Here is a 24,997-nt window from a genome sequence, read left to right on the forward strand (position 1 = left end):
ATTGTTATTTATACTTGTAGTATTATTATTTATAATATTATTACTTGTAATATTCTCTTTAACATTTGCGTCAATAGGGGTATTGATTTTTGCGTCAATAGGTATTGATTTTTGCGTCAATAGGTATTGATTTTTTGCGTCAATGGGTAAATTTTTCTTTGCTTCACCTGGTTATCACTTTTGATTATTTCAATTTTTAAATAACCGTATTTATTAAGGTTTGATATTCTTCTTGATATTGTTTCTTTCACTACTTCATATAATCTTGCGAAGTAACTATTTGTTGCTGTACAATAGCCGAATTTGTTACTCAATGCAGTGATTTCTGCGTATAGTAATTTCTCGCTATCTGTGAGTCTATTATCATACCTAACAGCTGCAGTGATTATTGCGTAATAACTGGGTTGGTCGCTCATATGCATTCTCCTTTCTGGTATAATCTTTCTGAATGCTTTTGCATCGGATTGGAGGTGGTAAAATGTATATCGATCCATTAAAAGATGTCAGACCCATATTGAATAAAAATATTTTCAACTTAAGAAACACCATGTTTCAAGCAACAAAACCTTCTAAAGAGTTGAGAAAAACTATTAATCAGATGACGAAATTCAACGATATTTACAAAAACACACTGCTAGATATAGGTCATATTAATTTGAAAAATATTGATACTTCAAATTTGGTGAAAATCAAAGTGCCTACTATTGACATCTCAATGAATTTTAGAAATAACTTATTTTCTGAAAAGACACTTCAAGCATTTAAGGCCCAATCGAATTTTTCTGTAAAGGAAATTACGCGAATTAACAATGTACTTCGCTATTCTTTTATCAATCCCGTTAACCTTTGTAGTGTTAGTGACTCCTTCAATTCTTCCTATCCAATAAGTAATAAAAGCGAAAATAGAAAAGAAGATGACATCGACAATACCAAAATGCAAAAGTATGCACCTCCAACTAAAAAAATGATTAATGCAACTTCGTTAGTCTTCACCCCAAATATTTCATGGAGTTTATTCTCTGGAGTAATGTATAACGAACCTGTTAATGTCCCTATTTCAATATTTGTGTTACTTATTTCTTTAATTTGTTTTTACTTAACATTTGATTACAAAAGTGATGATGAATAATTAATTTATAGAAAAAGAGGGTCCTATAATTTCTAGCATTCCTAATCTCTTCCGCCAAGATGAAGATTAGGAGTGCTATTTTGATTGCTTGTAATCTATCCACTTCCTCCTCTATCCTTTCAACATTTTGTTAAGCCGATCATCTACTGAAACCCAAGAGTTTTCTAAGTGGTATTTCTTGTCGAATGTGTCTACGCCTATGTTGTGCTGTTCTTGATGATGGAATCTGCATAGCGCTAACACTTCATATCCGTAATGGTTCATTGTCTTACGGTTCTTACCTCTACCTATTGCGTAATGGTGTGCAAGGTCTGAATGAGGTTTACCGCATATAATACAGTTACGGTTGACTGTAGACCAGTACAAGAAGGATTTATCTTGTTTAAGCAGGTCACTTGTTTTATAAGTTAATGGAATATTGTTATAAAATATCCAATCAAGCGTAACCTCTATGATTTGGTTTGCTTGGGTACGTGTACAGTCGCTTAATGAGAGGCGTTTTTCATACCCATAGAGGACTTCTACGTAATCCATGAACAAATACCTCATATAGTCTCGAGGTTGCCCTGTGTGGCTCTCTATGTCATTACATAAAGCGAATATTTTCCGGCGTTGTTTATCGCTAATTAGAAAAGGATCTACTACCTTTACTTCGACTTCTACATCCATTCCGTTATCCAGTAACAAGGTTTCTTTGTTGCCAAGTTTTACATTCTTGATGACGGCAGTAATTGTACCGTCATCTTCTTGAATGTAATTAGTGATTCTTTGCATTTAAAACCACTCCTAGAAAGGTAAAGATGAATCATCCATATCAAAGTTGTTGCTATTATTGAATGGATTTTCGCTTTGAAGCGCCTTCTCTCTTTGTTGCACTTCGTTATTTGATTGGTTATTATTTGAGGTTTGCGCATTCTTAGGTTCTAAGAATTGCACACTGTCACACACAACTTCCTTAACAAATACACGACGACCTTCGTCGTTCTCATAGCTGCGTGATTGTAAGCGACCATCGACACCTGCTAAACTGCCTTTATTCAAATAATTATTGACGTTTTCTGCTTGTTTACGAAAAACAACACAGTTGATAAAGTCCACCTGTTGCTCTCCGTTTTTATCCTTAAAATTACGGTTGACCGCCAGTGTGAATGTTGCTACGTCTAAACTTGATGGCGTCACTCGATATTGTGGATCAGCTGTAAGCCTCCCTACAAGTACAACTCTATTTAACATTAGCCATTACCTCCAGGTATTGTTTTTGCGTTGTTTTGTATTTTATTAATTATTTGTACTGCTTCGTTTTCTGTTAGATTGTAGTTTTTAACACCGAATTTTTGCTCAACTACGTTTTGTGGTGCTTCTTTTTTAGTACCTTTGATTAAATTTGTGAAGTTAATAACTTCTTTTTTTAATGTCCCTAGAGTTTGACTACTAGCCATTTGCGCTTGTTTGTTTTTGTAGTTCTTTCCACTCGCCTCATTACCATCATCATCTTGATCACTTGTAATTCCAAACACCGCACTCAATGAATAACGACGCATATATGTTAGTGCTGAACCTACACCTTGAGGAGTATTCTTGTCAGGCTTAGTAGTTGCTGGTGGAAATTCTATATATTCGCCGCTTTCATGTAGTAATACCGTTGAGATTCCTACCAATCCACTTTCTGTAGTGACTGGATATTGCGAGTAAGTCAGTCCATGTTTAGGCGCTACATCATCTATTGCTTCAACTACATTTTCAAGTGGTACATACTTACTTTTGAAGAATGGGTTGTTAGCGTCTTTCATTGGTTGTTTTACTTCTTTGTGGAAGTTTGCTAACGCTTTGTTAAGTTCGGTTATCGATTCTGATTTATTCATACTCAACCTCCTCATATTCAGTTGTTTCAGTTACCGTCTTTTTTATTGCAGTATGGAATGTCATATCTACTGCTGCATCTTCCATTCCGTTGAACTCTCTAGCGTCACTAAGGCTGGTTGAATATTTGATTGTAGTGTTTTGTTCAGTGGGTCTGTTTGTAACATATAAATTGGTATCAGTAATCTTAATAAGGTAGGTAACTGTTTGTTTAGGCATTGGAATTCACCTTTTTTCTATCACTCAATATTTTTTCTATATTTGCTACGCATTGTTTTTGATATTCGTCGCTGTTATCACTACCTACAATCACATGTTGGACATCTAAGTTTTTTCTATACGTGAATACTAGTGTTTGCTTTTTATCATAATTAGAGTATTCGATCGTACCTTGTACTTCCGACTCATCTAACACATCGATAAATTTATGTGAATATTTTTTAAGGTCCATGTAGTACCTCCTGTAAAAATTTGTTATGATGTAAGGGGATTCATTTCATCTTTGACTGTTAGCAAATTTCGGTGCTAGCAGTCTTTTCTATAGCAATCATGCTTACTCATATTGTATGTCTCAAAAGTTATTGCTATATTATCCATATATGATTGACTCCCCTAATAATTTTGGTAATATATGGATATGAGTAATCTCATATCCTACCGACTGTTTGCTATTAACCACTAGCATTCAGTCTTTTTTAATATTTGATTGTGAATAACGTAATATACTCTTCGCCATCATCTACTACTTCACCTTCATCATTGAATATATCTACTTCGTAGTACCAGACTAAAAAGAACAGATATACCGCAAGTGACAGAAGTAAAGAAATCGCTGAAGATAGAATGAAATCTTGTGTTACAAATGTAAGAATAGTTGTGCTTACAAAACAAAATACATATGCTATCCAAAATGATTTATGCATTTTAATTACCCCCTACTTTATACAGTGATTTCTTTTAACTCTCGTATCTTTTCATCTGATAAATCACAATACGGAAACTTTTCTCTCACCAATTGAACGGGGACTTTTCCGCTAATCGCAATAAATCCTTCTTCCTTAAGTTCATTGTTCATCTCTCTTACAATAGAGGTTGCTTTGCTTTTACCAACTCCTGCTAGAACTTGAATATCTTTTATAGTTAAATAGTTTATAATCATAAAGTGTCGTCTCCTTTCATGTATAATTGTTTTATCGCTACTGCGATGGATTGGGGGTGTTAAGAATGGTTAATATCCAAAAATTCCCTTTTACTTATGAAGTCAAGGCTCCTAAGAATGGTGGTACTAATGAATTTATAATAGATACACCTTGGCTTGACGAATATGAAAATTGGCAAGATGGAATGCAGCATGATGAAATTTATCAAACTGATGATTTAAAAATATTTGAGCAACAATATGATAACGGCTTTCATGTAATGTTCATTCAGTTTCCTGACAAGATCATCATCAAGAGTAATTGGGCGTTAGATTATAATAGTAGAGAGGATAAGTATTTACCTCGCATTCAATAATTTTTAATGAATGAACCGTTTTTATTTATGGATAATTTAATTCCATGTCTTTTTCTTTTCGGCACTTTCTCTAATATCGTTGTAGCGATATATAAGAGGAGTGCTATTTTAATTGCTTTGAGTTTGCTCATTTTGTTTCACCTCCTTAATTCCGCTCGATTGTGGTTTTTGGTATATTTCAACCTAGCGACGATAATTAGCTAGGTAATGTTGTTCTCTATCAATTAGGTAGAGAACCTCATTTATTTCAGCGTATGAAAGTTTAGCGTTTTTAATTTCTTCGTTTAATCCTTTTTTTAGTAACTTTTGTTCTTTGTTAAGCAAATTGTTACCTGTTTCAATGCTACGAAGTTGCGGATTTACTACTCTTTTTATTTCTTGCATTATTTGTCCCTCCTATTAAATTGTTTGTTCAATATTTGGTATAATCACCTGGGGTGGTGATATTGTGCTTACAAACGAAGCGAATTTTGTTTTACATCATTTTTAATAGATTTAAAAAAACTAGCGGGTGCTTGATTATTCTCCTACAACATGCCATTCATCAGATATTAAGTCCTCTGCCAATGGTTGCCATCTTTGCTTATAGGACTTCTTATCTGGGATGGTGTACAACATGCCGTGGTATGGGTCGTTTGTAGGTAATATTTCTCCCCGTAACCCTTCATTTCTTAAATCTTTTCTATAAATTGATTTGCCTTTTTCCATCGCTAACTTTGTTGCTTCTTGAATGTTCATTCCATTTCCTCCTTAATCTGTTCGTTCGATATTTGGTATAATTTGGTTATCTCCTTATAGAAAGGAGGTGGGTAACTATGTTTGAAGGTTTAAAATATAACCCGCAAGAATTTGCTTCTGCTTATATCCAAACCCTTCCACATGCTGATAAAATTGATGAATTTAACAACAGAGTGGACTATCAAGAATATTTAGATAAGCGACGTCAACATTACTTTTATCAATATTTAAAGGCTCTTGAATTTGCAAACAGCTTTTCTAAATCTAGCGATACATCCGATGAATAACGTGTAATGTAACGTTCAATCTTTACGACCTTCCAAGTCACAACTGCCATTGTGATGAGGAGGGTTGTTTTGTATAGTTTGCTCATTTCGTTCCACCTCCTTTAATTCGTTCTATCGATTGTGGGTAGGATGTTACGCGTTACTTAAAAATCTTTCAGCGTATAATCTAATCATGTAATCTCTATTACTTTCGTTCATATTTTGAACACTCTTAGATAACCTAGTTAAATTTGCATCCCTTGAAATCCAAAAATTAACACCGTATTTGTCATAAAATTCATTTGGATCCATTGAAAAGGAATCTATGATAAATCCTTCTAACTCGCTATCGTCATAAAAGTCACAAGTAATACCAGCTTGTTTTAACAATAGGTCGTATCTGTCATCGTCATATGGACCTGCGTATTCTAATAAGAACGCCAGACCTTCCTTACCTTCGCTTAACTTAGATTTGATAAGTTCATCTTCTAATTTGACCAATAAATCCATTATTTCCCTCCTAACCCAATCTCTCTAAGATTCTGTAATCGCCATGTCGCGCTGCTGTATCTTTTTGAGTGTCAGTAAGACGTAAGTAATTTTGATTCAAAATTTCTAAGTTTGCGTTTTCTAACAGTCGCATTGCATTTTCATAATCAATATGTTTAATTGTTGTATAAGTGATAGAATTAAAGTGTTTATTGAGCATGCTGTACAAACCTGTGATAAAGTGACAACGTTTCTTGTGGTAAAGCTCATCGGATACTTTTTCAGTGAAGTATTGATTCACAAGTTGATATGATTTTTCAGCAACTTTCGCTTTAATGAACTTAGCTTCGCCATGTGTTAGCGTTAAATTCTTTTCTAGTTTTTTAAAACGATCGTCGAGCGTTTTCTCCATATCGTGCATTTTATAGCTAAACTCTCTCATTTCTTTTTTGGTTTCTTCCATTTCTCTCTCATGCTCAAGCATCTTATCTAAAAGACCTCTACTCATTTCTGCTTGCTGAACTAATTGGTCAGCTTGTCTTCTGCTAATATCGATTAAATTTTTAGACATCGATTACATCTCCCTTTTTAATTTGTTGATTTAATTTTTTGGATAAGTCCAGTAAGTCATCGGCAATCTTTTGAATAGGCTTTATAGCATATTCATTACTCAAAATATATTCATCGTGGATAAAGTAAGTCATCGGTGCGATTTCTTTGATGAGTTCATTACCTTTTTTTACTAAGTCATATACTTCTTTCTGTGCTTTTAACCTACGTTGCCCGTCTGTTAATTTAGCGTTCATATCACTCAGTGCTTTATTCAAATCATCATACTTCTGTGATTTTTCACTCACTTCATCTCTGCGTTGTTTCATCTGTTCGATGTCTTTTTCTAATTTTTCATTACGTTGTTCAATGATCTTTTGATGATGTCTTGATTGAGCAAGTGCTTCTTTAGTCCGTTGATAATCCTCTGGCTCCATGTAACGCTCCACAACCTCCGGCTCCCTATTCTCTGCGTCCTCTAGTTGCTTGCGTGCGATTTCTTCTGAACGCTGTGCTTGTTCCACTTGGGATTGAAGTTGGGCGTTTTGTTCGTCGCGTTGTTTGAGTTGGCGTTTTAATTCACGCAATTCACGTACCGTCATCTCATCAGGTGTTTTAGTTTCGCCAGTTGAAGTAACGTGTTCTTTAGTGCGTTCTGGTTCGGGTAAAGTAGCAATTTGATAAAGAGCTTCAACACCTAAAGTGTTCGACATCGAACGCTCTTGAAATTCATCGGATACTTTTATAAATTTTCTAGCTTGTGAGTCATTAAACTTTACTGATTTCAACCAATTACTCCATTCTCCATGAGCTAAGTCGTTCTCTTTCACATGTTTCAATCTTCGACCTATCTCGAAAATCGACTGACCAGCGATGTTTTGATAACTCTTAATTTCTGTTTCTATTGTTGTTAAATCGTCACTGAGTTGTAATTCGTTCAACTGTTCCACCTCCTATTAAGTTGATACTTTCTCTTTCTCTCGTGAAAACAGATATTCAATTTCATACTCTGGAAAAAAAGTATTTTTAATAAGTAACGCTTCTCCGAATTTGAAATCTGAAATACCGTTAATCTTATCTGATACTGTTTGATAACGGACTTCTAATAAGTCTGCTATGTCCACCAGAGATACTTTTTTCTGTTTTCTGACTTCCTCTAAGTTAGTCAACATAGTACCTCCTCCTTGATACGAATTTTCGTACTTTAAATTTTAAAAACAAGCACTGCCGAAGTGCTTAACTAAACTATATACGAATTTTCGTACTTAGTCAATACTATTTTTCGTATTTTTTCATTTGTTTTATATTGATATACGATTTTTCGCATGATATTATATAAGTACAAATTAGAAACGAGGTAACCAAAATGGAAAAAGAAAAACATTTAAAACATTTAATGGAATTAAAATCTGGTTCGGTTAAAGCTTTTTCAACAGAAATAGGGTTAGCTTATACAACAGTTCGTTCTATATTAGAAAGAGGCGTTTTCAATGCTAAAGTTGAAAATGTCATAAAGATTTGTAAAGGGTTGAATATTAAACCTGAAAGTTTAATGGAGATAGACGACACAATAATTAGTGAATCGATCACAAAAATTATTCAACTCACACCTCCACGCCAGCATAATGTATTAGATTTTGCTAATAAACAATTAGAAGAGCAAAACAATGAAGTATCTGAAAATGACAGAAATATTATTACTATCAAACGTATGCACGCTGCAGCTGCTGGTGTAGTCGGCGAAGAATTGTTTGATGACTTGATTGAAGAAGATGTTGAGTTTTATGAAGATGAAGTTCCTAAGGGTGCTGACTTCTGTATATTAGTTAACGGTGATTCGATGGAACCCATGATTAAAGAAGGTACATACGCATTTATCAAAAGAGAAACTAACATAAAGGATGGAACGATCGCTTTAGTAGTTCTTGATGGTACAAGCTTTATCAAACGTGTTGATATCCATCCGGAATATCTTAAACTTATCTCTTTGAATCCGAAGTATGAAGATATTACAGTAAGTTCATTTAATGATTTGAAAGTAGTAGGAAAAATAGTTTTATAAAATCATAATTTACATTATGGCAAGTCAAAAAATATTTTAAATAAAGGAGTTTGATAATTATGGATTTTATCGCCATTGATATTGAAACTGCTAATGAAAAACGTGATTCTATTTGCTCAATAGCGTTATTAAAATATAAAGATAATAGAATTTGTGATGCTCTCTATACTCATATAGATCCTGAAACATACTTTTCTTCTATAAATACTTCCATACACGGAATAACAAAAGAAGATGTGGCTGATTCTCCTAAAATGTATCAAATGTATGATGCTATTATTAGATTCATTGATAACCATATTATAGTAGCGCATAATACATCCTTTGATATGTATGCATTATGCGATTCTTTTAGAAGATATAATCTACCTTTACCTAACAATCTATATTTTTGTACTTATAGATTAAGTAAAGATCTCTATAATTTACCTTCATATAGACTTCAAGATTTAGCTATACACTTTGACATAGAAAACGAAGAATATCACAATGCTTTTTATGACGCTAAGGTCTGTGCCCAGATTGCCTACTGTATATTAAAAGATCAAGGCATAAGTTTAAATGAATTAGTGGAAAAACAAAATTTTAAGTATGGAATATTAGGTGAAAATGGATTTGTAAAAAAATCGACCAATAAAAAAATAATTAATCTGACTTATAATCAAGAGTTAAATGATAAGAACCATATCTTTTATGGTAAGCACATTTGTTTTACTGGAGCATTAAAATCATTTACGAGAAAAGAAGTAGCACAAACAATTACTGACATCGGTTCTATATATGATTCTACTGTAAAAAAATCAACTAACTATCTAGTTGTAGGAGATTTAGAAAATTTAGAGAAAACACATAATTATACTAAATCAACTAAAATTATAAAAGCAGAAAGATTATCAAATGAGGGGCAAAATATTGAAGTTTTGAGTGAAATGGATTTCTTAAAACTTTGTCAACTTTCACTCCTACATTAACCAAAGCGTAGAGCTGGTGGGGAAAGTAATTTTATAACCCCCCTTCACTCTGGGGCGAAGGAGGAATACGAAATGACAAAGCATAGTAAAACTCTCATTGCATTAATGCCTCTATATCTTTATTTCTTCTACCAAGGATTCTATGTTGTTATTTATAACGAAAGTCCTGTTGCTAGAGTTATAGCAGTTATCAGTATATTGATTTTCACAATCATATTAACGCTGTTTATAACCACTAATCTAATTCAAAATAAGAAATAGCAAAAAGAATATAAAAAAGACGTCTACATAAGTAGACGCTGTAAGGTGGTGATATTATGAGTAATGAAAAGAAAAAACAACAATATAATCCTAATGACCCAGGTCATCGTGGTGGCGGAGGGTCAAGTCATGAGAAAAGAAATAATGAACCTATAAGAAAAGGTTATAATAATCGCACAACAGAGTTTAAAGAACCTACAGAATCTACAATGGAGTCATTGTTTGGTAAAGAATTTAAAAAGCATCATTAGTTTTTTAAACCATAAAATTTATAATATTCATCTGTGTTTTTAGGTTGATAATAATACTCTTTAATAACTTTTTCATGATTTTTTATTATTGGTGTAGGCCTAATTGAAAATATTGAATCTAAATCATTTGTCATTTCATGTTTAAGTAATATTCCTTGATAAATAGGGTGTTCATTATCTTTATACTTTTCTATATAAAACATATTTGAAGTTTGTAAAATTGTATCTATAGCATGTTTGTCATTTAATGGATTTAGATTATTAGATTCTCTTTCCTTATTCATTTTATTTCTAAATTTTTTTATCATATAAGGATAAGCTGATTTATTTAAGACATTTATCACAATAAAGGAAATTATTAACGCTATTATTATCCCGAGAAAATTGTATATATGAATGTAGTTTATAAAATAAAGAACTATCATGAATATACCAATACTAATTAAAGAGAATAGCACCGAAAACATTTTCTTTATTTCAATTTTTTCTGTATCAAAAATTGACAAGTAATCTAAGTAAATATATGTGAATAATCCTGCGACACCAGAACTACATATTAATAAAATTAGTTCCAAAATAGCACCTACTTTTTTATTTGATTATAACATATTTCTATATGTTGAATAGTAAGGATAGATTTAAGCTATATTACTTTTGGATTTAGGACGTAAGGGGGAACATTTATGTGTAAGTATTTGAATAAAAGAAAAAGAGCGATGAACATAAATAACCAAAAAGATATTAGAGAAATTAATAAGGATTTAGAGAAAATATTGTGTGAAAGGGAATTAAAAAAACTCATTAAAAAAGATAAGAAAACCTATTTTAAAAATTAAGGAGGAACATAAAATGAAATTTAACGATTGGCTTATTAAAGTAAAGTATGACGGAGAACACGAAGTTCTTACAAACGAGAACACCCTAGTAATTATCGACCAAGACGACGATGTAGCGTTGTATGTAAGAGATAATGGCGGAGTGTTAAAAGTAAACAAAATAAATTACAATAGCGACTTTTATATCGACGCTGACAATAAAGTTTTAGAGCTTGAAATTCACAATACTGTTTATGATGAATTGTAAAATTATTTCCACTTAAGAAATCAATAACTTTAGGGTACCTCCCCGTACCCTTATTATTTTTTTACCTTTTTTGAGGAGGAATGAGAAAAAATGCCAGTATATAAAGACGATAGTACAAACAAATGGTATTTTTCTGTCAGATATAAAGATGTTTACGGTAATAACAAGCGTAAAATGAAACGAGGTTACAGTACTAAAAGAGAAGCTAAATATGCAGAAGCTGCGTTTTTAAATGATATTAATGAGGGTTATAGCGATTCGAATACCTTCCACTATGTGTTCATGCATTATTTAGAGCATAGCGACTTAAGACCTAAAACTAAAAAACGTAAAATCAATGAATATAACAGACACTTTAAAAATAAGTTCGGTCATATTAATATGAATAAAATTACGCAGAACCAGTGTCAAGAGTTTCGAAAATATTTAATGGATAATATTCCTTCCACTAACACCGCACGCACAATATGGTCTGGTTTCAAAGTAGTTATCAATTACGCTAAAAAATATTTTGGTTTGCGTATAGATCCTACTATCTCAATCAAACCGATTCCACGTGTTAAACCTAAACCAAAGTATATGTTAAGAGAAGAATTTGATGAGCGTGTAAAAGAAGTGGAGGAACAAGATTATCAAGAATTATTTAAGTTGATGTTTTATACCGGGTTGCGCATTGGAGAAGCAATGGCGTTAGTATGGACAGACTTTAATAAATATAAAAAAGAGATATCCATAGACAAAACTATGGACATCTCTAATCGGACTATATATCCCAGAGCTAAAACTGAAAGCTCTGAAGATATTGTCCCCTTACCTAAATTTATTAACCAAATGTTAGCTGATCGCTACCAACGTGAAAAAGCAGCTAACAAATATTTTGATGAACGTAGCTATTTTATTTTTGGTGGAATAGCACCTAAACATTATAGTCATGTTCATAAAAAATTTCAAAAGGCTTTCCCACATTATAATATTCACACGCTGAGACATTCTTATGCATCATACCTTGCGAATAATGGTGTAGATATTTTCGTTTTACAGTCACTCATGAGACACGCTCAAATCACTGAAACGATGGGCACTTACAGCCATTTATACACCCAGAAAAAGCATGATGCGATAGCCATTTTTGATGAGTAAATGGTATCAAAATGGTATCAATAGCCATTTTCCGACTATAAGAATCGCACAACCACGCGGTTTACAGCTATCCAATACTACCTTCCATTTCGAATTTGATTAGACGGTTCATTTCAACGGCATATTCCATTGGTAGTTCTTTTGTGAATGGTTCGATGAAGCCCATTACGATCATTTCAGTTGCTTCTTCTTCTGAAATACCACGGCTCATCAAGTAGAAGAGTTGCTCTTCTGATACTTTAGATACTTTCGCTTCGTGTTCTAATGAAATGTCATCGTTCATAATTTCATTATAAGGAATCGTATCTGAAGTTGATTTGTTATCTAAGATTAAAGTATCGCATTCGATGTTTGAACGTGCACGTTTAGCTTTACGTCCAAATTTAACGATACCACGGTAAACAACTTTACCGCCATCTTTTGAGATAGATTTTGACACGATAGTTGAAGATGTGTTTGGTGCTAAGTGAATCATTTTCGCACCCGCATCTTGAACTTGTCCTTTACCAGCTAATGCGATTGAAAGTGTACTTCCTTTCGCACCTTCACCAGCTAATACACAGTTAGGGTATTTCATAGTCAACTTAGAACCTAAGTTACCATCAACCCATTCCATGTTACCATTCTCATGAACTAAAGTACGTTTTGTAACTAAGTTATAAACGTTGTTAGCCCAGTTTTGAATTGTAGTATAACGAACGTGTGCATCTTTGTGTACAATGATTTCAACTACAGCTGAGTGTAGTGAGTTTGTAGTGTACACAGGTGCTGTACAACCTTCAACGTAGTGCACTGAAGCACCTTCATCAGCGATGATTAAAGTACGTTCGAATTGACCCATGTTTTCTGAGTTAATACGGAAGTATGCTTGTAGTGGTGTATCTAATTTAATATTCTTAGGAATATAAATGAATGAACCACCTGACCATACTGCTGAGTTCAATGCAGCGAATTTGTTATCTGCAGCTGGAACTACTGAAGCGAAGTATTCTTTGAATAATTCTTCGTTTTCACGTAATGCAGAGTCAGTGTCTTTGAAGACAACACCTTTCTCTTCTAATTCAGCTTCCATGTTTTGGTAAACAACTTCTGATTCATATTGTGCAGAAACCCCAGCAAGATATTTTTGCTCTGCTTCAGGAATACCTAAACGGTCGAAAGTACGTTTGATTTCTTCAGGTACTTCGTCCCATGAACGTTCTGCTTGTTCAGAAGGTTTTACATAGTAAGTGATATCGTCAAAGTTTAACTCTGACAAGTCGCCGCCCCATTGTGGCATTGGCATTTTATAGAATAACTCTAAAGATTTTAGACGGAAGTCTAACATCCATTGAGGTTCTTCTTTCATTTTTGAAATCTCAGTTACGATATTTTCTGTTAATCCGCGTTCTGATCTGAAAATGGACACATCATCGTCGTGGAAACCATATTTGTAATCCCCAACATCAGGTGCTTTTTTAGCCATTTCAATCACTCCTTTTATATAATCAACACGATACATAGACACGTGGCAATATTTCAATCAATTGATAGAACTTCATGATGATTTATAGCTTTCACAATATTCTATTGAATATTGCTACTTGTATAAACCAGTCTATCATGGAACTGACAAGTTAGAAACCACCTTGCCAGTTACTTATTCTTTACCCGTTATGGGTGTTTACTTTGCATTTTCTTCAGAATCAGTATCTGCTTGACCTTCACGTTCCACAGTACCTTTTTCTAAAGCTTTCCAAGCAAGTGTTGCACATTTAATACGTGCAGGGAATTGAGAAACACCTTGTAATGCTTCAATATCTCCCATATCTTCAGTTAATTCATAATCTTCGCCAAGCATCATTTTAGAAAATTCTTGACTCATTTCTAATGCTTCTTTTAACGAATGACCTTTAACTGCTTCAGTCATCATAGATGCACTAGACATTGAAATTGAACAACCTTCACCATCAAATTTAGCATCCTCAATAATGCCATCAACAATATCGAAAGTAAGGTGAATTCGGTCTCCGCATGTTGGGTTATTCATATCAACAGTTAAAGAGCCGTTATCTAATTTACCTTTGTTTCTCGGATTTTTATAATGGTCCATAATTACAGATCTATATAGTTGATCTAAATTATTAAAATTCATATGAGAAAAACTCCTTCGTTTGGTTTAAAGCGTAAATTAATTGATCAATGTCTTCTTTTGTATTATAGATATAGAAACTTGCTCTTGCTGTTGAAGATTGATTCAACCATTTCATTAATGGTTGTGCACAGTGATGTCCTGCACGTACAGCAACACCTTCTGTGTCTAATGCCGTCGCAACGTCATGTGGATGAATGTCTTTCAAGTTGAAAGTAATCACACCAGCACGTCTATCTTTTGGCGGACCATAGATTTCTAAGTCTTCAATCGCATCCATTTGTTCGTATGCATATTCAGTCAACTCTTTTTCATGTTGATGAATCGCATCAAAACCAATGTTTTCAAGGTATTTAATTGCTTCAGCTAAGCCAATAGCTTGTGCAATTAAAGGTGTACCTGCTTCGAATTTTGTTGGCAAGTCTGTCCAAGTTGCTTCATATTTACCTACGAAGTCAATCATGTCACCGCCGTATTCGATAGGTTCCATATCTTTAAGCAGACTGCGTTTACCATATAAGACACCAATACCTGTAGGACCAAGCATTTTGTGTCCGCTGAAACTGTAAAAGTCTACATCTATATCTTGCACATCAATTTTCATGTGTGGTGCTGCTTGTGCACCGTCCACACTGATAATTGCACCATGTTCATGCGCAACTTTCGCAATTTCTTTCACATCGTTGATTGTACCTAAAACGTTAGATACATGTGCAATCGCTACAATTTTAGTGTTGTCATTAATTGTGGCTTTCACATCTTCGATGTTTAATTCACCTGTTTCTGTCATCGGGATGAATTTTAAAGTTGCACCTTTACGGCGTGCTAATTCTTGCCAAGGTACGATGTTAGCATGATGTTCCATTTCAGTTACGACAATTTCATCGCCTTCTGAAACATTCGCATCACCATAACTACGTGCGACTAAGTTAATAGAAGCTGTTGTACCTCTTGTGAAAATAATTTCTTCAAAGTAACGTGCATTAATGAAACGTCTTACTGTTTCGCGTGCACCTTCATAACCATCTGTTGCTAATGAGCCGAGTGTGTGTACACCACGATGCACATTAGAATTGTAACGTTTATAATAATCGTCAATCGCTTCGATTACTTGAAGTGGTGTTTGACTTGTCGCTGTTGTATCTAAATAAGCTAAGCGTTTGCCATTGACTTGTTGTTTCAAGATTGGAAAATCTTCAATAACTTCATTAACATTTAGTGTTGTTTCGGCCACTATATCCACAGACCTTTCTTCATTAATAATCACTTGTCGTACAAAATAACTTACAAGCTGACAGGATTTAATGAATAATAATTGACTGCGAACAGGTTATTCAAAAGCGTAAAGAGAAGGAGGAATACGATGCAGTGATGCACATATCATCAGCTGACTTCCTCCTGTTTTTAATCTCTCCTGCCTAGCTTATACTTTTTATTTTGATACTCTTAATTCAATAACGTCACGTAATTGACGTTTTACATCTTCGATTGGCAGTTCTCTTACTACTGGATCTAAGAAACCATGAATAATTAAACGTTCAGCTTCTTGTTGAGAAATACCACGACTCATTAAATAGTAAAGTTGTTCGTCATCAACACGACCAACTGAAGCTGCGTGACCTGCTTCTACGTCATCTTCATCGATTAATAGAATTGGGTTCGCATCTCCGCGTGCTTTTTCAGAAAGCATTAACACACGTGATTCTTGGTTCGCAACTGATTTTGAACCACCGTGTTTGATATAACCGATACCATTAAAGATAATAGTCGCTGCTTCTTCAACTACACCGTGTTTAAGAATGTAACCATCTGTTTCTTTACCGTATTGAACGATTTTAGATGTTACGTTTGATTTTTGATCTCCAGTACCTACTGCTACTGATTTTAATACACTTGTAGAACGGTCCCCAATTAAATTAGTTGTGTTATCAATAATTTGGTTACCTTTGTTCATTAATCCAAGTGCCCAGTTAATTGATGCATCCGCTTCAGTAATACCACGACGAATAATATGGCTAGTGAAACCTTTATCTAAATAGTCTACTGCACCATAAGTGATTTTAGAGTTCGCACCAGCAATCACTTCAGAAACAATGTTCACTTGATTGCCTTCGCCGCTCGCATCTGACAAGTAGTTTTCAACATAAGTCACTTCTGCACTTTGTTCAGTCACAATAATAACGTGATTGAAAAAGCTTGCATTTTCATCATCATGTAAAACTACATATTGAATTGGATGTTCAACGACTACATTTTTCGGTACATATACGAATAAGCCGCCATTGATTAATGCAGTATGCAACGCTGTTAAACGGTGTTCATCTACGTTAACCGCATCTTTCATCAAATATTTTTGAACTAAATCTCCATGATTCACTAAAGCATCTGCTAAGCCTTCAATAATTACACCGTCTTTTTTCGCTTCTTCTGAAACGCGTGTATAAGCAAGTGTATTATTGTGTTGAATCACTAAGTTTTCAGTTTTTTCAACATCAATGATTTTTTCAATTGAATCTGGAATTTCACTGATATCTTGATAAGTTTCAGCTTTTGTTTCGAATTGTTTAAATGAGTCGAAATCCCATTTTGTGATTTTAGTTTTATCTGGTTTTGGCATTTCTAAAGTTTCAGTTAGTTTCAACGCTTCTTTACGTAATTCTGTCATCCAAGAAGGTTCATTTTGGGCTTGTGAATACTCAACAAGTTCTGCTTCAGAAATGTTCAAAGTTTCAGTCGTCATAACTTAATATCCTCCTAACGATACTTATAACATTTAATCGGTTGTTTCTTCTTTACGTAAATGATTTACGCTTCGCTGAATTCTTCTTTAACCCATTCATAACCTTCATTTTCTAAACGATGTGCTAATTCTGGACCACCAGTTTTAACGATTTTACCGTTGTACATAACGTGTACGAAATCAGGTGTAATGTAGTTTAATAAACGTTGATAGTGCGTAATGATTAATGAACCGAAGTCATCTCCACGCATTTCGTTGATACCTTTAGACACAACTTTTAACGCATCGATATCTAAACCTGAGTCAATTTCGTCTAGGATAGCGAATTTAGGTTGTAACATCATTAATTGTAAAATTTCGTTACGTTTTTTCTCGCCGCCTGAGAAACCTTCGTTAAGGTAACGTTGCGCCATGTCTGGATCCATATCTAGGAATTCCATTTCTTTATCTAATTTCTTAATGAATTGCATTAAGTTGATTTCTTTACCTTCTTCACGTTTCGCATTAATTGCTGAACGCATGAAGTCTGCGTTTGTAACACCAGTAATTTCTGATGGATATTGCATTGCTAGGAATAAACCTGCTTTTGCACGTTCGTCAACGTCTAATTCTAAAACGTTAACACCGTCAAGTAATACTTCACCTTTAGTTACTGTGAAAGCTGGGTGACCCATGATTGCTGCTGATAAAGTAGATTTACCAGTACCGTTAGGTCCCATAACTGCATGAATTTCTCCCGTGTTAATTGTTAAGTTAACACCTTTTAAAATTTCTTTATCCTCAATAGACACGTGTAAGTCTTTAATCTCCAATGTTGATGGCATTAAAAGTCCCTCCGTAAACATAAATAGTATTTCAATTACTAGTTTATAATAATTTTAATCTGTAGTCAAAACTGCACTACATTGGTACATTTATAAATTATAACGCAATTAAACCCCAGAATAAACCTTTTAAGTACCTAAATAAAAAGAATTCTTAAATTGTAATGAGTTTCGTTAAAGCGTTTCAATGTGAAATGTTGCACGAATTTCAAAGCTACTGATTCTCATTTTCTGTCCTTCTATTATCATTACCCATATCTTTGTCACATATTATGATAGGGTATCCTTGCTTCCTATACTATTAATAGACGCAAAAAATCACTCCCAAGCATCTATACTTGAGAGTGATTAATAATTTCTTATTCAGCTGGGATAATTAAATTAATTTCAGTGAGTATGTTTAGATGTTCAAAAGGTTGTCATATAAAGGGTTATAGCTATTCTAAAAATTTAAAACCGTTCATAAACTCACCTTTTTTTTATTTGAAGTCATGTTTATGATATGTCATATAGTCATGCACGTCATATAAAAAACTTCTCGTCTTGCTTCCTTTATCTAATTGACCCGTTACACTTACAAAAGCGTCTTGAACCGCTGCTTTATAAGTTCTAAAAAAATTATTCTTACCGTAATATTTTTGGGTTCTATTCAAGTTATTGTTTTTATACTCCACTTCTAATTCTTTTCTTAATTCTCTAGCTAAATCTCTGCCTGTTGTAGTATCGCTTTCAAATATATCCATAATTTCTTTCGCTTTGTCATCAAAATAGTTCATCTTTTTTATAACATCTTCTTTAGTTACGGTATTTGGTGTTTTAAACAATGCTTCTCTCATAACTATACCCTCCCTTTATTTATAAGATATATACTATCAAATGATAATCGCATATATTTTGAAATAAAAAATTCCCCTATGAGATTTCATTGTGCTTCAAAATAATTCAACGTCAATATACTTTATTGCAAATCACACGATCCTTTTAACAACATAATTTATTCCTCTTTATTTTTTATACTAGTTGCTTTTGCTATTGTGAATTATAAACTTTTGTTGTGTTTTAACATTGTACTCTTTGTAAAACTCTACCTTCAAATTATCTAAATAACACTCTACAATATTAAGATAGTGTTCGTCTTCATTTTCACCTAGTATTTCTTTATAGCTTTTTACAAATTCTTCATCACTTAATTTATATTTTTCGCTTAATTCTTTGATGATCTCATCTAATTCATTTATTTTATTTTCAGTAATGTTTTTCACTTCTTGAAAATTATGAATCACACGATCTGGAATGTATAGTTGGTTTAGACTAAATTCATTAGAAGCATTGTTAAAACTTGTCTTAAATTTATTTAAATAATATTGAAAATTCGATAAAAATCTATACCCAAAGCTAATTCGGTATGCATTATCTAAATCATCACTATCATGTAGATAATCGCCAAACAAATACATATATACTTCATTATCCCATTCTTCAAAAGATTTATTGTTAATTGCAATGTGATTATAAAAACCAATTGCTCTTTTTAATTCTGAAAAGTGTTTCATATAAACAGGTGCTTTTTGGTCTAGTAATTTTTCGCCAAATTTTATTTGTGTTTCGCTTTCAATCCTTTTTATATTAATGCTTCTTTCCGCCATTATCCTAATGAATTCTTTAAATAGATAAATAAGGAATATCAGCATAATAGCTTTCCAAGTATCTTGAATAACATTTAATATAACGTTTTCCATTAAACAACCTCCATTTTTGTAATGAAATTAAATTTCTGTGAATAGAAATAAATTTGTTCTCTGCCTCCTTTTTCTCTATACATTTACAACACAATTTGATTATAAACTCACCTTATTTTTCAGTCACTTCCTATTACCAAAACATATTAAAACTCTATAATCAAAACCAAATATGGTTTTTGCCTATGGATACATCAGTACAAGCTAATACTTATTTCTAATACATCATTTCAATGCGTTAAGTTTAATATATAACTATCCTCCCCTACCATTTAAGTACAGCAGCTTTAGCCTCCCAATTTTGAGGAGTCCTCCTATACTACGTATAATTCATGAATAGGTCAGTAGCAATACACGATCACCTTAAAAATATGTATTGGATTATAAAAAATAACCAGCGTCTTTTAATAAGACAGTGGTTAAATATCAATCTTTTAAATCATCTATAAACATGAAACCATTAGGGTTTTGCCTTTGCAGCTTCTCTATTACTTGTTCAGCTTGTTCCTTATCATCACCCACAGTTACAAACATAGTTGTTCCTGTCGATACCTCATGACGTTCTGTAAATAGCTTGTGATACTTCCCTAACATTTCACGTGCTTTGTTGCGGTCGCTTACCTTCACTGGTACGTCCACCATTTCAACATGTCCATTATAGATAACGTTTAAACAGTCTGTATCTGAATTACGCACATACTCACCACGCTTTGCAACAACTTCTTTTATTTCTGTTTCTTGTCCTGTTACTGCTTTACTCATGAGATATAACAACTCTCTAGCTTCTAAAATACCTTTCATCAAGTATCTTTTGCTTTTGTCTCTAAACAAATGTTGATAGGTTCGAAAATGAGCTTTTTTATGTCAAAAACTCAAAACTGATTTAAGTGACCTTTCTTTCTCCCTTTTTCATTAAATCAAACAGACAAAAACCCCATAAACATTGAGTTTACAGGGTTTTATTATCTTCATACGATTATTCAGCTGGGATCACAGCACCATCATATTTTTTGTTGATGTAATCTTTAATATCTTGAGATTGTAATGCTTTGATTAAAGCTTTGATTTTTTTATCTTTTTCGTGACCTTCTTTAACCGCTACTAAGTTTGCGTATGGGTTGTTTTCAGGTTTTTCAAGAGCGATTGAGTCTTTTTTAGGGCTTAACTTTTGTTCAATAGCGAAGTTAGAGTTGATAATTGCTGCATCAACATCTTCGTTTTGATAGATTTTTGGTAAATATTCAGCTGATTGTTTGTTGTTGAATTTGATATCTTTTTTGTTTTCTACGATATCACTGAAGTGTGCATCTTGGATTTTAACGCCTTTTTTCAATTTGATTAAACCTTCGTCAACGAAGAATTTCAAGAAACGTCCTTCTTCAGCTGGGTTGTTAGAAACATAAACTGTTGCACCTTTTGGCAATTCTTTTAAGCTTTTATATTTTTTAGAGTATACAGCCATTGGTTCTAAGTGAACGTTACCAACAGATACTAATTTGTACCCTTTATCTTTTTTCTCAGTGTTTAAATAAGGTGTGTGTTGGAAGAAGTTCGCATCCAATTCACCGCTGTTTACTAATTTGTTAGGTGTTGTATAGTCGTTGATTGTTTTGATTTTCAAGTCATAACCTTCTTTTTTCAAGATAGGTTTAGCTTGTTCTAAAAGTTCAGCGTGAGGCGCTGGTGAAGCACCAACTGTGATTGTTTTAGAATCTTCGCCTCCTGCTGATTTATCCTTACTGCCACATGCTGCTAAAACTACAGTTAATACTAAAACCGCTAAAATACTAATAATTTTTTTCATTGGATTGATCCTTTCAAAATAGAATTAACGTTTATCAATTTTATTTGTAGCCCAGTCACCCACAAATTGAATGATGAACACAAACACTAAAATAAAGATTGTTGAAACTAAAATGACATCATTTTGGTTTCGAGTAAAACCAGTTAAATATGCTAAGTTACCTAAACCGCCTGCACCGATAACACCGGCAACTGCAGTAGAACCTACTAATGCGATTGCAGTAACTGTAATACCTGAAATCAAGGCAGGACGTGATTCTGGAATTAACACTTTACGAATAATCGTCCATGTGTTTGCTCCCATAGAACGCGCTGCTTCAATAACGCCTTTATCAATTTCTTTAAATGCGATTTCCACTAAACGTGCATAGAATGGAGCCGCACCAATAACTAATGCTGGAAGTGCTCCTGTCGGACCACTGATTGTGCCAAGTAATAAACTTGTGAACGGAATCAACAGCAAGATTAAAATGATGAAGGGAATTGCTCTGAATAAGTTCACAATAAATGACACGATTTGATAAAACACTTTTGCTGTCGGTGATTTACTCTTAGCTGTTAGGAATAATAGTACGCCTAGAATTAAACCGATCACGAACGCAAAAATTGTAGAAATGGCTGTCATATAGAGTGTTTCGTATGTAGCCAGCCAAACTTGGTCCCATTGAACATTCGGCATTGTGACCATTTCACGTAATATATCACTGAACGATTTATCCATTACGAACCACCTCCACACCTACATTACGATTCTCTAATTCGTTTTTAAAATCATCAAAAAATTCAGTTTTCAAGTCTGCAATATGTACAATTAGAAAACCGATTGGTCCGCTTTTCGAATGGCGGATATTCGCTTCTAGTATGTTCACATTCAGATTATATTTTTGAGTGATATATGACACAATCGGTTCTGTCGTCTCTTCACCTACGAAGTTCAAACGTACAATATAACCGTTTGTCGACTCTGGAATCAGTTCCTGAATTGATTCATCAAATTGGTCATTCAAGCCTTCTTTAACGAAACGTTTCGTCACTTGATGTTTAGGGTTTTCAAACACTTCTTTAACTTCACCGCGTTCGATGACCTTACCATTTTCCATTACCGCAACTTCGTCGCAGATTTGGCGAATCACATTCATTTCATGTGTGATAATCACGATTGTTAAATCTTCTTCTTTTCTGATTTTTAATAAGAGTTCTAAAATTTCATCTGTTGTTTGAGGATCTAAAGCACTTGTAGCTTCATCACAAAGTAATACTTTTGGATCGTTGGCTAAGGCACGTGCGATACCAACCCTTTGTTTTTGACCACCAGATAACTCTGACGGATATGCTTTTTCTCGTCCTTTGAGTCCTACAAGCTCAACTAATTCTTCCGCTCTTTTTTCAGCTGCCGCTTTATCCACGCCAGCAATTTCCAACGGAAACTTAATATTATCTAACACTGTTCTAGACCATAATAAGTTGAAGTGTTGGAATATCATACTTACCTTTTGACGCTTTTTCCTTAGTTGCGCTTTGCTGAGTTGTCCTAATTCATCTCCATCTATTATGACTTGACCTGATGTTGGTTCTTCTAAATAATTTAAAATTCTGACAAGTGTACTTTTACCGGCACCTGAAAACCCGATGACACCGTAAATGGTACCTTCCGACACATCTAAATCGACATGATCAACTGCCAGTACTTCTTGGTGTTTCGTCTTATATCTTTTGACGATTTGCTTCAGTTGAATCACTACATTCTCCCCTTTCCTTGCAATACCTACCTACAAATTAAAAAAGCTTTCCCTTATCGCTGCTATGAGCATTAAAGAGAAAGCAATTTGAAATTTCTTTCTCTCATCTTCAAAAGCAGTTCAACTTTTTGTGAATTGGCACCATTTCTTATAAATAAGACGGTTGCCGGGTTTCGTCGGGCACATCCCTCCACCTCTCTTGATAAGAGATAACTATTTAATTGATATTTATCCTACCACTTCACTCAGAAGTAGTCAACAACTATTTTAAATTTTCTAACAAATAAGGAACAGACTGAAATGCGTAAATACGGTCTATCTCCTTATCTTTCGACATCACTAACAAAACAGGAACAGATTGAATTTGATAAGCTTCACTGAAATCAGGATGGAAATTCAAATCTGCTTTGACCAATGGAAGCTGTAAAATTTCATTAGCTATATCTAACATTCTCTCTGAAACTTTACATGTTCCACACATCGGTGTATAACCGAAAATCAAGTGCTTGTCTTGATCAAAGTTTTGTTTGATATCTGTAATTTCTTGCTTAACGTTCATTTATAAACTAATCCTTTCACGGGTGCTTCACCTTTTACCATAAAGCCATGGTTTCTAAGCACTTTGGCAAGATAAGGGCGCGGACAACGTGCGACTTCAGAATAAGTTCTATCGACAAAGATATGTTCACTTTCTGATAGATAATGTTTAAACCATTGACGGATGCGACGGCCTTCTTTATCTGCATCCACTAATATATAGACAGGACGCTCATATAAGTGTTCTATCATATCGTCAAGTTTATCAATGCCCATTGTGCCGTGCGTACAAATAATTTGTACCGGCTCATCAATCACTTCTTGCACACGCTTTTTATCTGTTTTACCTTCAACAACGATTACTTTTTCTAACAATGCCATATTCACTACACTCCAATACTCTCGTGATATCATTGCTTCATTACTCGCAAACGTAAATGCTTAGGTTCTGCCAACTTATATAAAATTGTTGCGTAAGTTGATACTTTCATTGTAACGCAGGTGTTGTTTTAAAGACACGCAACTTGTTTAACAACTAAATAAACACGATAAATTATGTATTATTCAGCTGTAAAGGTTCAGCACTTTAGCGCTCTAGTTTGTTATAGCCTATTTCAAATAAAAAATAACCCCAAAATACAAAGTATCTTGGAGTTTGATTTTTAAAGCCGATTATTCACCGATCATTTCTTTGTATTGATCAGCTGATAATAAATCATCTAATTGGCTTGTGTCATTTAATTTTACTTTAACCATCCATGCTTTTTCGTATGGTGATTCATTTACGAATTCTGGACTGTCTTCTAATTCTTCGTTGACTTCAACTACAGTTCCTGAAACTGGTGCGTATAATTCAGAAACAGTTTTAACTGATTCTACACTTCCGAAAGATTCGCCCTCTTCGATATCATCGTCAGTTTCTGGTAATTCAACGAATACGATGTCACCAAGTTCTCCTTGTGCGTATTCAGTGATACCGATAGTTACTGTATCGTCCTCAACTTTAACCCATTCATGTTCTTTTGAATATTTTAATTCCTCTGGCACTGCCACACGAATCCCCTCCTAATTAATAAATGAATACTCTTTTATGATGCCATATGAAACCTTTTCATTCAACTATTTATAGACATCTTGTAGTTTTTTAATTTTTTGTGTAAATAAAGCGCA

38 protein-coding genes, 2 pseudogenes and 1 riboswitch are annotated in these 24,997 nt (G+C 33.7%); of the genes and pseudogenes, 9 read left to right on the forward strand and 31 right to left on the reverse strand.

Annotation, left to right across the window (positions count from 1 at the left end):
- Positions 1 to 416, reverse strand: a pseudogene (locus HMPREF2603_RS13230) (helix-turn-helix domain-containing protein); the annotation flags it as partial.
- 62 nt (positions 417 to 478) lie between these two features.
- Here HMPREF2603_RS13230 and HMPREF2603_RS08450 point away from each other — a divergent pair.
- A complete protein-coding gene (locus HMPREF2603_RS08450; protein ID WP_060804384.1) occupies positions 479 to 1,129 on the forward strand; it encodes a hypothetical protein in 651 nt (216 codons plus the stop codon).
- A gap of 111 nt (positions 1,130 to 1,240) precedes the next feature.
- Here HMPREF2603_RS08450 and HMPREF2603_RS08455 read toward each other — a convergent pair whose 3' ends face one another.
- From HMPREF2603_RS08455 to HMPREF2603_RS08485, 7 genes are all read right to left on the reverse strand, one after another.
- Positions 1,241 to 1,903 (reverse strand): putative HNHc nuclease, encoded by a 663-nt coding sequence (locus tag HMPREF2603_RS08455; RefSeq protein ID WP_070502056.1) that lies wholly within the window; start codon positions 1,901 to 1,903, stop codon positions 1,241 to 1,243.
- Between the two features lie 12 nt (positions 1,904 to 1,915).
- Positions 1,916 to 2,362: a single-stranded DNA-binding protein gene (ssb, locus tag HMPREF2603_RS08460; RefSeq protein WP_060804186.1), complete on the reverse strand. Its 447-nt coding sequence runs from the start codon at positions 2,360 to 2,362 to the stop codon at positions 1,916 to 1,918.
- Positions 2,362 to 2,991, reverse strand: coding sequence for an ERF family protein (locus HMPREF2603_RS08465; protein WP_070463383.1), 630 nt, complete (start codon positions 2,989 to 2,991; stop codon positions 2,362 to 2,364). The genes ssb and HMPREF2603_RS08465 overlap by 1 nt, the downstream gene beginning before the upstream one ends.
- Positions 2,984 to 3,208, reverse strand: a complete 225-nt coding sequence (locus HMPREF2603_RS08470; protein ID WP_060804185.1) for a DUF2483 family protein — start codon at positions 3,206 to 3,208, stop codon at positions 2,984 to 2,986. The genes HMPREF2603_RS08465 and HMPREF2603_RS08470 overlap by 8 nt, the downstream gene beginning before the upstream one ends.
- The gene (locus HMPREF2603_RS08475) at positions 3,201 to 3,440 is read right to left on the reverse strand and encodes a hypothetical protein (protein ID WP_060804184.1); all 240 of its coding nucleotides are present in this window, start codon (positions 3,438 to 3,440) and stop codon (positions 3,201 to 3,203) included. Before HMPREF2603_RS08475 ends, HMPREF2603_RS08470 begins: the two co-directional genes overlap by 8 nt.
- 244 nt (positions 3,441 to 3,684) lie before the next feature.
- Positions 3,685 to 3,912 (reverse strand): hypothetical protein, encoded by a 228-nt coding sequence (locus tag HMPREF2603_RS08480; protein WP_060804183.1) that lies wholly within the window; start codon positions 3,910 to 3,912, stop codon positions 3,685 to 3,687.
- A gap of 17 nt (positions 3,913 to 3,929) precedes the next feature.
- Entirely contained in the window at positions 3,930 to 4,148 is a 219-nt protein-coding gene (locus tag HMPREF2603_RS08485; RefSeq protein WP_060804182.1) for a hypothetical protein, read from the reverse strand.
- A 65-nt stretch (positions 4,149 to 4,213) separates the two neighbouring features.
- Between HMPREF2603_RS08485 and HMPREF2603_RS08490 the strand changes: the two genes are divergently transcribed.
- Positions 4,214 to 4,504, forward strand: coding sequence for a hypothetical protein (locus HMPREF2603_RS08490; RefSeq protein WP_060804181.1), 291 nt, complete (start codon positions 4,214 to 4,216; stop codon positions 4,502 to 4,504).
- On the opposite strand, the gene HMPREF2603_RS13380 is transcribed toward HMPREF2603_RS08490, so the two are convergent.
- The 3 genes from HMPREF2603_RS13380 to HMPREF2603_RS08500 all read right to left on the reverse strand — a co-directional run bounded on the left by HMPREF2603_RS13380 (position 4,498) and on the right by HMPREF2603_RS08500 (position 5,242).
- Positions 4,498 to 4,635 carry a hypothetical protein gene (locus HMPREF2603_RS13380; protein WP_156423345.1) on the reverse strand — a complete coding sequence of 46 codons (138 nt, stop codon included), beginning with the start codon at positions 4,633 to 4,635 and terminating at the stop codon, positions 4,498 to 4,500. The two genes, HMPREF2603_RS08490 and HMPREF2603_RS13380, sit on opposite strands and share 7 nt — an antisense overlap.
- A 52-nt stretch (positions 4,636 to 4,687) precedes the next feature.
- Positions 4,688 to 4,888, reverse strand: a complete 201-nt coding sequence (locus tag HMPREF2603_RS08495) for a hypothetical protein (RefSeq protein ID WP_060804180.1) — start codon at positions 4,886 to 4,888, stop codon at positions 4,688 to 4,690.
- 135 nt (positions 4,889 to 5,023) lie between these two features.
- On the reverse strand, positions 5,024 to 5,242 hold the full coding sequence (locus tag HMPREF2603_RS08500) for a Thoeris anti-defense Tad2 family protein (protein ID WP_060804179.1): 219 nt from the start codon (positions 5,240 to 5,242) through the stop codon (positions 5,024 to 5,026).
- 77 nt (positions 5,243 to 5,319) lie between these two features.
- On the opposite strand from HMPREF2603_RS08500, the gene HMPREF2603_RS08505 reads away from it, so the two are divergent.
- The gene (locus HMPREF2603_RS08505; RefSeq protein ID WP_060804178.1) at positions 5,320 to 5,529 is read left to right on the forward strand and encodes a hypothetical protein; all 210 of its coding nucleotides are present in this window, start codon (positions 5,320 to 5,322) and stop codon (positions 5,527 to 5,529) included.
- A gap of 11 nt (positions 5,530 to 5,540) precedes the next feature.
- Here HMPREF2603_RS08505 and HMPREF2603_RS13635 read toward each other — a convergent pair.
- From HMPREF2603_RS13635 to HMPREF2603_RS08525, 5 genes and pseudogenes are all read right to left on the reverse strand, one after another.
- Positions 5,541 to 5,615: pseudogene (locus tag HMPREF2603_RS13635) on the reverse strand (hypothetical protein); the annotation flags it as partial.
- A 46-nt stretch (positions 5,616 to 5,661) separates the two neighbouring features.
- Entirely contained in the window at positions 5,662 to 6,018 is a 357-nt protein-coding gene (locus HMPREF2603_RS08510; RefSeq protein ID WP_060804177.1) for a hypothetical protein, read from the reverse strand.
- Positions 6,019 to 6,028: 10 nt separating this feature from the next.
- Positions 6,029 to 6,568, reverse strand: a complete 540-nt coding sequence (locus HMPREF2603_RS08515) for an ORF6C domain-containing protein (RefSeq protein WP_060804176.1) — start codon at positions 6,566 to 6,568, stop codon at positions 6,029 to 6,031.
- Positions 6,561 to 7,487 carry a DUF3102 domain-containing protein gene (locus HMPREF2603_RS08520; protein ID WP_060804175.1) on the reverse strand — a complete coding sequence of 309 codons (927 nt, stop codon included), beginning with the start codon at positions 7,485 to 7,487 and terminating at the stop codon, positions 6,561 to 6,563. Before HMPREF2603_RS08520 ends, HMPREF2603_RS08515 begins: the two co-directional genes overlap by 8 nt.
- Positions 7,488 to 7,502: 15 nt before the next feature.
- The gene (locus HMPREF2603_RS08525; RefSeq protein ID WP_057510824.1) at positions 7,503 to 7,718 is read right to left on the reverse strand and encodes a hypothetical protein; all 216 of its coding nucleotides are present in this window, start codon (positions 7,716 to 7,718) and stop codon (positions 7,503 to 7,505) included.
- 194 nt (positions 7,719 to 7,912) lie between these two features.
- Between HMPREF2603_RS08525 and HMPREF2603_RS08530 the strand changes: the two genes are divergently transcribed.
- From HMPREF2603_RS08530 to HMPREF2603_RS08545, 3 genes are all read left to right on the forward strand, one after another.
- Positions 7,913 to 8,608 (forward strand): helix-turn-helix domain-containing protein, encoded by a 696-nt coding sequence (locus HMPREF2603_RS08530; protein WP_060804174.1) that lies wholly within the window; start codon positions 7,913 to 7,915, stop codon positions 8,606 to 8,608.
- A gap of 59 nt (positions 8,609 to 8,667) precedes the next feature.
- A complete protein-coding gene (locus HMPREF2603_RS08535) occupies positions 8,668 to 9,579 on the forward strand; it encodes an exonuclease domain-containing protein (protein WP_261676377.1) in 912 nt (303 codons plus the stop codon).
- 317 nt (positions 9,580 to 9,896) lie between these two features.
- Positions 9,897 to 10,091, forward strand: a complete 195-nt coding sequence (locus tag HMPREF2603_RS08545) for a hypothetical protein (RefSeq protein ID WP_060804171.1) — start codon at positions 9,897 to 9,899, stop codon at positions 10,089 to 10,091.
- Here the strand turns inward: HMPREF2603_RS08545 and HMPREF2603_RS08550 are convergent.
- Entirely contained in the window at positions 10,088 to 10,666 is a 579-nt protein-coding gene (locus tag HMPREF2603_RS08550; RefSeq protein ID WP_060804170.1) for a hypothetical protein, read from the reverse strand. The genes HMPREF2603_RS08545 and HMPREF2603_RS08550 overlap by 4 nt on opposite strands.
- A gap of 108 nt (positions 10,667 to 10,774) precedes the next feature.
- Here HMPREF2603_RS08550 and HMPREF2603_RS13385 point away from each other — a divergent pair, with 108 nt between their 5' ends.
- The 3 genes from HMPREF2603_RS13385 to HMPREF2603_RS08560 all read left to right on the forward strand — a co-directional run bounded on the left by HMPREF2603_RS13385 (position 10,775) and on the right by HMPREF2603_RS08560 (position 12,314).
- Positions 10,775 to 10,927 carry a hypothetical protein gene (locus HMPREF2603_RS13385; RefSeq protein WP_156423344.1) on the forward strand — a complete coding sequence of 51 codons (153 nt, stop codon included), beginning with the start codon at positions 10,775 to 10,777 and terminating at the stop codon, positions 10,925 to 10,927.
- Between the two features lie 13 nt (positions 10,928 to 10,940).
- A complete protein-coding gene (locus HMPREF2603_RS08555) occupies positions 10,941 to 11,174 on the forward strand; it encodes a hypothetical protein (protein WP_060804169.1) in 234 nt (77 codons plus the stop codon).
- A 90-nt stretch (positions 11,175 to 11,264) separates the two neighbouring features.
- The gene (locus HMPREF2603_RS08560; RefSeq protein ID WP_070468919.1) at positions 11,265 to 12,314 is read left to right on the forward strand and encodes a site-specific integrase; all 1,050 of its coding nucleotides are present in this window, start codon (positions 11,265 to 11,267) and stop codon (positions 12,312 to 12,314) included.
- 67 nt (positions 12,315 to 12,381) lie between these two features.
- Here HMPREF2603_RS08560 and sufB read toward each other — a convergent pair whose 3' ends face one another.
- From sufB to gcvH, 14 genes are all read right to left on the reverse strand, one after another.
- Positions 12,382 to 13,779, reverse strand: a complete 1,398-nt coding sequence (gene sufB, locus HMPREF2603_RS08565) for a Fe-S cluster assembly protein SufB (RefSeq protein ID WP_002481616.1) — start codon at positions 13,777 to 13,779, stop codon at positions 12,382 to 12,384.
- Positions 13,780 to 13,977: 198 nt separating this feature from the next.
- On the reverse strand, positions 13,978 to 14,448 hold the full coding sequence (gene sufU / locus HMPREF2603_RS08570) for a Fe-S cluster assembly sulfur transfer protein SufU (RefSeq protein ID WP_023015332.1): 471 nt from the start codon (positions 14,446 to 14,448) through the stop codon (positions 13,978 to 13,980).
- Positions 14,438 to 15,688, reverse strand: coding sequence for a cysteine desulfurase (locus tag HMPREF2603_RS08575; protein ID WP_186821789.1), 1,251 nt, complete (start codon positions 15,686 to 15,688; stop codon positions 14,438 to 14,440). Before HMPREF2603_RS08575 ends, sufU begins: the two co-directional genes overlap by 11 nt.
- Before the next feature lie 189 nt (positions 15,689 to 15,877).
- Positions 15,878 to 17,185 carry a Fe-S cluster assembly protein SufD gene (gene sufD / locus HMPREF2603_RS08580; RefSeq protein ID WP_057510817.1) on the reverse strand — a complete coding sequence of 436 codons (1,308 nt, stop codon included), beginning with the start codon at positions 17,183 to 17,185 and terminating at the stop codon, positions 15,878 to 15,880.
- Positions 17,186 to 17,250: 65 nt separating this feature from the next.
- Positions 17,251 to 18,009, reverse strand: coding sequence for a Fe-S cluster assembly ATPase SufC (gene sufC, locus HMPREF2603_RS08585; RefSeq protein ID WP_002481612.1), 759 nt, complete (start codon positions 18,007 to 18,009; stop codon positions 17,251 to 17,253).
- 479 nt (positions 18,010 to 18,488) lie between these two features.
- On the reverse strand, positions 18,489 to 18,845 hold the full coding sequence (locus tag HMPREF2603_RS08590) for a hypothetical protein (RefSeq protein ID WP_060804167.1): 357 nt from the start codon (positions 18,843 to 18,845) through the stop codon (positions 18,489 to 18,491).
- Between the two features lie 180 nt (positions 18,846 to 19,025).
- Positions 19,026 to 19,748, reverse strand: a complete 723-nt coding sequence (locus HMPREF2603_RS08595; RefSeq protein WP_060804166.1) for a DUF2059 domain-containing protein — start codon at positions 19,746 to 19,748, stop codon at positions 19,026 to 19,028.
- A gap of 426 nt (positions 19,749 to 20,174) precedes the next feature.
- Positions 20,175 to 20,510, reverse strand: a complete 336-nt coding sequence (locus HMPREF2603_RS08600; RefSeq protein ID WP_180363560.1) for a terminase small subunit — start codon at positions 20,508 to 20,510, stop codon at positions 20,175 to 20,177.
- Between the two features lie 214 nt (positions 20,511 to 20,724).
- On the reverse strand, positions 20,725 to 21,552 hold the full coding sequence (locus HMPREF2603_RS08605; protein ID WP_002481595.1) for a MetQ/NlpA family ABC transporter substrate-binding protein: 828 nt from the start codon (positions 21,550 to 21,552) through the stop codon (positions 20,725 to 20,727).
- A gap of 24 nt (positions 21,553 to 21,576) precedes the next feature.
- The gene (locus HMPREF2603_RS08610; RefSeq protein ID WP_002481594.1) at positions 21,577 to 22,272 is read right to left on the reverse strand and encodes a methionine ABC transporter permease; all 696 of its coding nucleotides are present in this window, start codon (positions 22,270 to 22,272) and stop codon (positions 21,577 to 21,579) included.
- Positions 22,265 to 23,290: a methionine ABC transporter ATP-binding protein gene (locus HMPREF2603_RS08615; RefSeq protein WP_002481593.1), complete on the reverse strand. Its 1,026-nt coding sequence runs from the start codon at positions 23,288 to 23,290 to the stop codon at positions 22,265 to 22,267. The genes HMPREF2603_RS08610 and HMPREF2603_RS08615 overlap by 8 nt, the downstream gene beginning before the upstream one ends.
- A gap of 100 nt (positions 23,291 to 23,390) precedes the next feature.
- A riboswitch (SAM riboswitch) is annotated at positions 23,391 to 23,499 on the reverse strand.
- Between the two features lie 53 nt (positions 23,500 to 23,552).
- Positions 23,553 to 23,849 carry a thioredoxin family protein gene (locus HMPREF2603_RS08620; RefSeq protein WP_002481592.1) on the reverse strand — a complete coding sequence of 99 codons (297 nt, stop codon included), beginning with the start codon at positions 23,847 to 23,849 and terminating at the stop codon, positions 23,553 to 23,555.
- Positions 23,846 to 24,208: a toprim domain-containing protein gene (locus HMPREF2603_RS08625; protein ID WP_002481591.1), complete on the reverse strand. Its 363-nt coding sequence runs from the start codon at positions 24,206 to 24,208 to the stop codon at positions 23,846 to 23,848. Before HMPREF2603_RS08625 ends, HMPREF2603_RS08620 begins: the two co-directional genes overlap by 4 nt.
- A gap of 291 nt (positions 24,209 to 24,499) precedes the next feature.
- Positions 24,500 to 24,880, reverse strand: a complete 381-nt coding sequence (gene gcvH / locus HMPREF2603_RS08630) for a glycine cleavage system protein GcvH (protein WP_002481590.1) — start codon at positions 24,878 to 24,880, stop codon at positions 24,500 to 24,502.
- Between the last annotated feature and the right edge of the window lie 117 nt (positions 24,881 to 24,997).

The sequence above is a fragment of the Staphylococcus sp. HMSC055C03 genome, from assembly GCF_001809385.1.
Lineage (GTDB): Bacteria > Bacillota > Bacilli > Staphylococcales > Staphylococcaceae > Staphylococcus > Staphylococcus simulans.

What these genes read in the sequence shown, in the direction of transcription:
- HMPREF2603_RS08450 (WP_060804384.1), top strand. Translation starts at nt 479, where the DNA reads ATGTATATCGATCCATTAAAAGATGTCAGACCCATATTGAATAAAAAT.
- HMPREF2603_RS08455 (WP_070502056.1), bottom strand. Translation starts at nt 1,903, where the DNA reads ATGCAAAGAATCACTAATTACATTCAAGAAGATGACGGTACAATTACT.
- ssb (WP_060804186.1), bottom strand. Translation starts at nt 2,362, where the DNA reads ATGTTAAATAGAGTTGTACTTGTAGGGAGGCTTACAGCTGATCCACAA.
- HMPREF2603_RS08465 (WP_070463383.1), bottom strand. Translation starts at nt 2,991, where the DNA reads ATGAATAAATCAGAATCGATAACCGAACTTAACAAAGCGTTAGCAAAC.
- HMPREF2603_RS08470 (WP_060804185.1), bottom strand. Translation starts at nt 3,208, where the DNA reads ATGCCTAAACAAACAGTTACCTACCTTATTAAGATTACTGATACCAAT.
- HMPREF2603_RS08475 (WP_060804184.1), bottom strand. Translation starts at nt 3,440, where the DNA reads ATGGACCTTAAAAAATATTCACATAAATTTATCGATGTGTTAGATGAG.
- HMPREF2603_RS08480 (WP_060804183.1), bottom strand. Translation starts at nt 3,912, where the DNA reads ATGCATAAATCATTTTGGATAGCATATGTATTTTGTTTTGTAAGCACA.
- HMPREF2603_RS08485 (WP_060804182.1), bottom strand. Translation starts at nt 4,148, where the DNA reads ATGATTATAAACTATTTAACTATAAAAGATATTCAAGTTCTAGCAGGA.
- HMPREF2603_RS08490 (WP_060804181.1), top strand. Translation starts at nt 4,214, where the DNA reads ATGGTTAATATCCAAAAATTCCCTTTTACTTATGAAGTCAAGGCTCCT.
- HMPREF2603_RS13380 (WP_156423345.1), bottom strand. Translation starts at nt 4,635, where the DNA reads ATGAGCAAACTCAAAGCAATTAAAATAGCACTCCTCTTATATATCGCT.
- HMPREF2603_RS08495 (WP_060804180.1), bottom strand. Translation starts at nt 4,888, where the DNA reads ATGCAAGAAATAAAAAGAGTAGTAAATCCGCAACTTCGTAGCATTGAA.
- HMPREF2603_RS08500 (WP_060804179.1), bottom strand. Translation starts at nt 5,242, where the DNA reads ATGAACATTCAAGAAGCAACAAAGTTAGCGATGGAAAAAGGCAAATCA.
- HMPREF2603_RS08505 (WP_060804178.1), top strand. Translation starts at nt 5,320, where the DNA reads ATGTTTGAAGGTTTAAAATATAACCCGCAAGAATTTGCTTCTGCTTAT.
- HMPREF2603_RS08510 (WP_060804177.1), bottom strand. Translation starts at nt 6,018, where the DNA reads ATGGATTTATTGGTCAAATTAGAAGATGAACTTATCAAATCTAAGTTA.
- HMPREF2603_RS08515 (WP_060804176.1), bottom strand. Translation starts at nt 6,568, where the DNA reads ATGTCTAAAAATTTAATCGATATTAGCAGAAGACAAGCTGACCAATTA.
- HMPREF2603_RS08525 (WP_057510824.1), bottom strand. Translation starts at nt 7,718, where the DNA reads ATGTTGACTAACTTAGAGGAAGTCAGAAAACAGAAAAAAGTATCTCTG.
- HMPREF2603_RS08530 (WP_060804174.1), top strand. Translation starts at nt 7,913, where the DNA reads ATGGAAAAAGAAAAACATTTAAAACATTTAATGGAATTAAAATCTGGT.
- HMPREF2603_RS08535 (WP_261676377.1), top strand. Translation starts at nt 8,668, where the DNA reads ATGGATTTTATCGCCATTGATATTGAAACTGCTAATGAAAAACGTGAT.
- HMPREF2603_RS08545 (WP_060804171.1), top strand. Translation starts at nt 9,897, where the DNA reads ATGAGTAATGAAAAGAAAAAACAACAATATAATCCTAATGACCCAGGT.
- HMPREF2603_RS13385 (WP_156423344.1), top strand. Translation starts at nt 10,775, where the DNA reads ATGTGTAAGTATTTGAATAAAAGAAAAAGAGCGATGAACATAAATAAC.
- HMPREF2603_RS08555 (WP_060804169.1), top strand. Translation starts at nt 10,941, where the DNA reads ATGAAATTTAACGATTGGCTTATTAAAGTAAAGTATGACGGAGAACAC.
- HMPREF2603_RS08560 (WP_070468919.1), top strand. Translation starts at nt 11,265, where the DNA reads ATGCCAGTATATAAAGACGATAGTACAAACAAATGGTATTTTTCTGTC.
- sufB (WP_002481616.1), bottom strand. Translation starts at nt 13,779, where the DNA reads ATGGCTAAAAAAGCACCTGATGTTGGGGATTACAAATATGGTTTCCAC.
- sufU (WP_023015332.1), bottom strand. Translation starts at nt 14,448, where the DNA reads ATGAATTTTAATAATTTAGATCAACTATATAGATCTGTAATTATGGAC.
- sufD (WP_057510817.1), bottom strand. Translation starts at nt 17,185, where the DNA reads ATGACGACTGAAACTTTGAACATTTCTGAAGCAGAACTTGTTGAGTAT.
- sufC (WP_002481612.1), bottom strand. Translation starts at nt 18,009, where the DNA reads ATGCCATCAACATTGGAGATTAAAGACTTACACGTGTCTATTGAGGAT.
- HMPREF2603_RS08590 (WP_060804167.1), bottom strand. Translation starts at nt 18,845, where the DNA reads ATGAGAGAAGCATTGTTTAAAACACCAAATACCGTAACTAAAGAAGAT.
- HMPREF2603_RS08595 (WP_060804166.1), bottom strand. Translation starts at nt 19,748, where the DNA reads ATGGAAAACGTTATATTAAATGTTATTCAAGATACTTGGAAAGCTATT.
- HMPREF2603_RS08600 (WP_180363560.1), bottom strand. Translation starts at nt 20,510, where the DNA reads ATGAGTAAAGCAGTAACAGGACAAGAAACAGAAATAAAAGAAGTTGTT.
- HMPREF2603_RS08605 (WP_002481595.1), bottom strand. Translation starts at nt 21,552, where the DNA reads ATGAAAAAAATTATTAGTATTTTAGCGGTTTTAGTATTAACTGTAGTT.
- HMPREF2603_RS08610 (WP_002481594.1), bottom strand. Translation starts at nt 22,272, where the DNA reads ATGGATAAATCGTTCAGTGATATATTACGTGAAATGGTCACAATGCCG.
- HMPREF2603_RS08620 (WP_002481592.1), bottom strand. Translation starts at nt 23,849, where the DNA reads ATGAACGTTAAGCAAGAAATTACAGATATCAAACAAAACTTTGATCAA.
- HMPREF2603_RS08625 (WP_002481591.1), bottom strand. Translation starts at nt 24,208, where the DNA reads ATGGCATTGTTAGAAAAAGTAATCGTTGTTGAAGGTAAAACAGATAAA.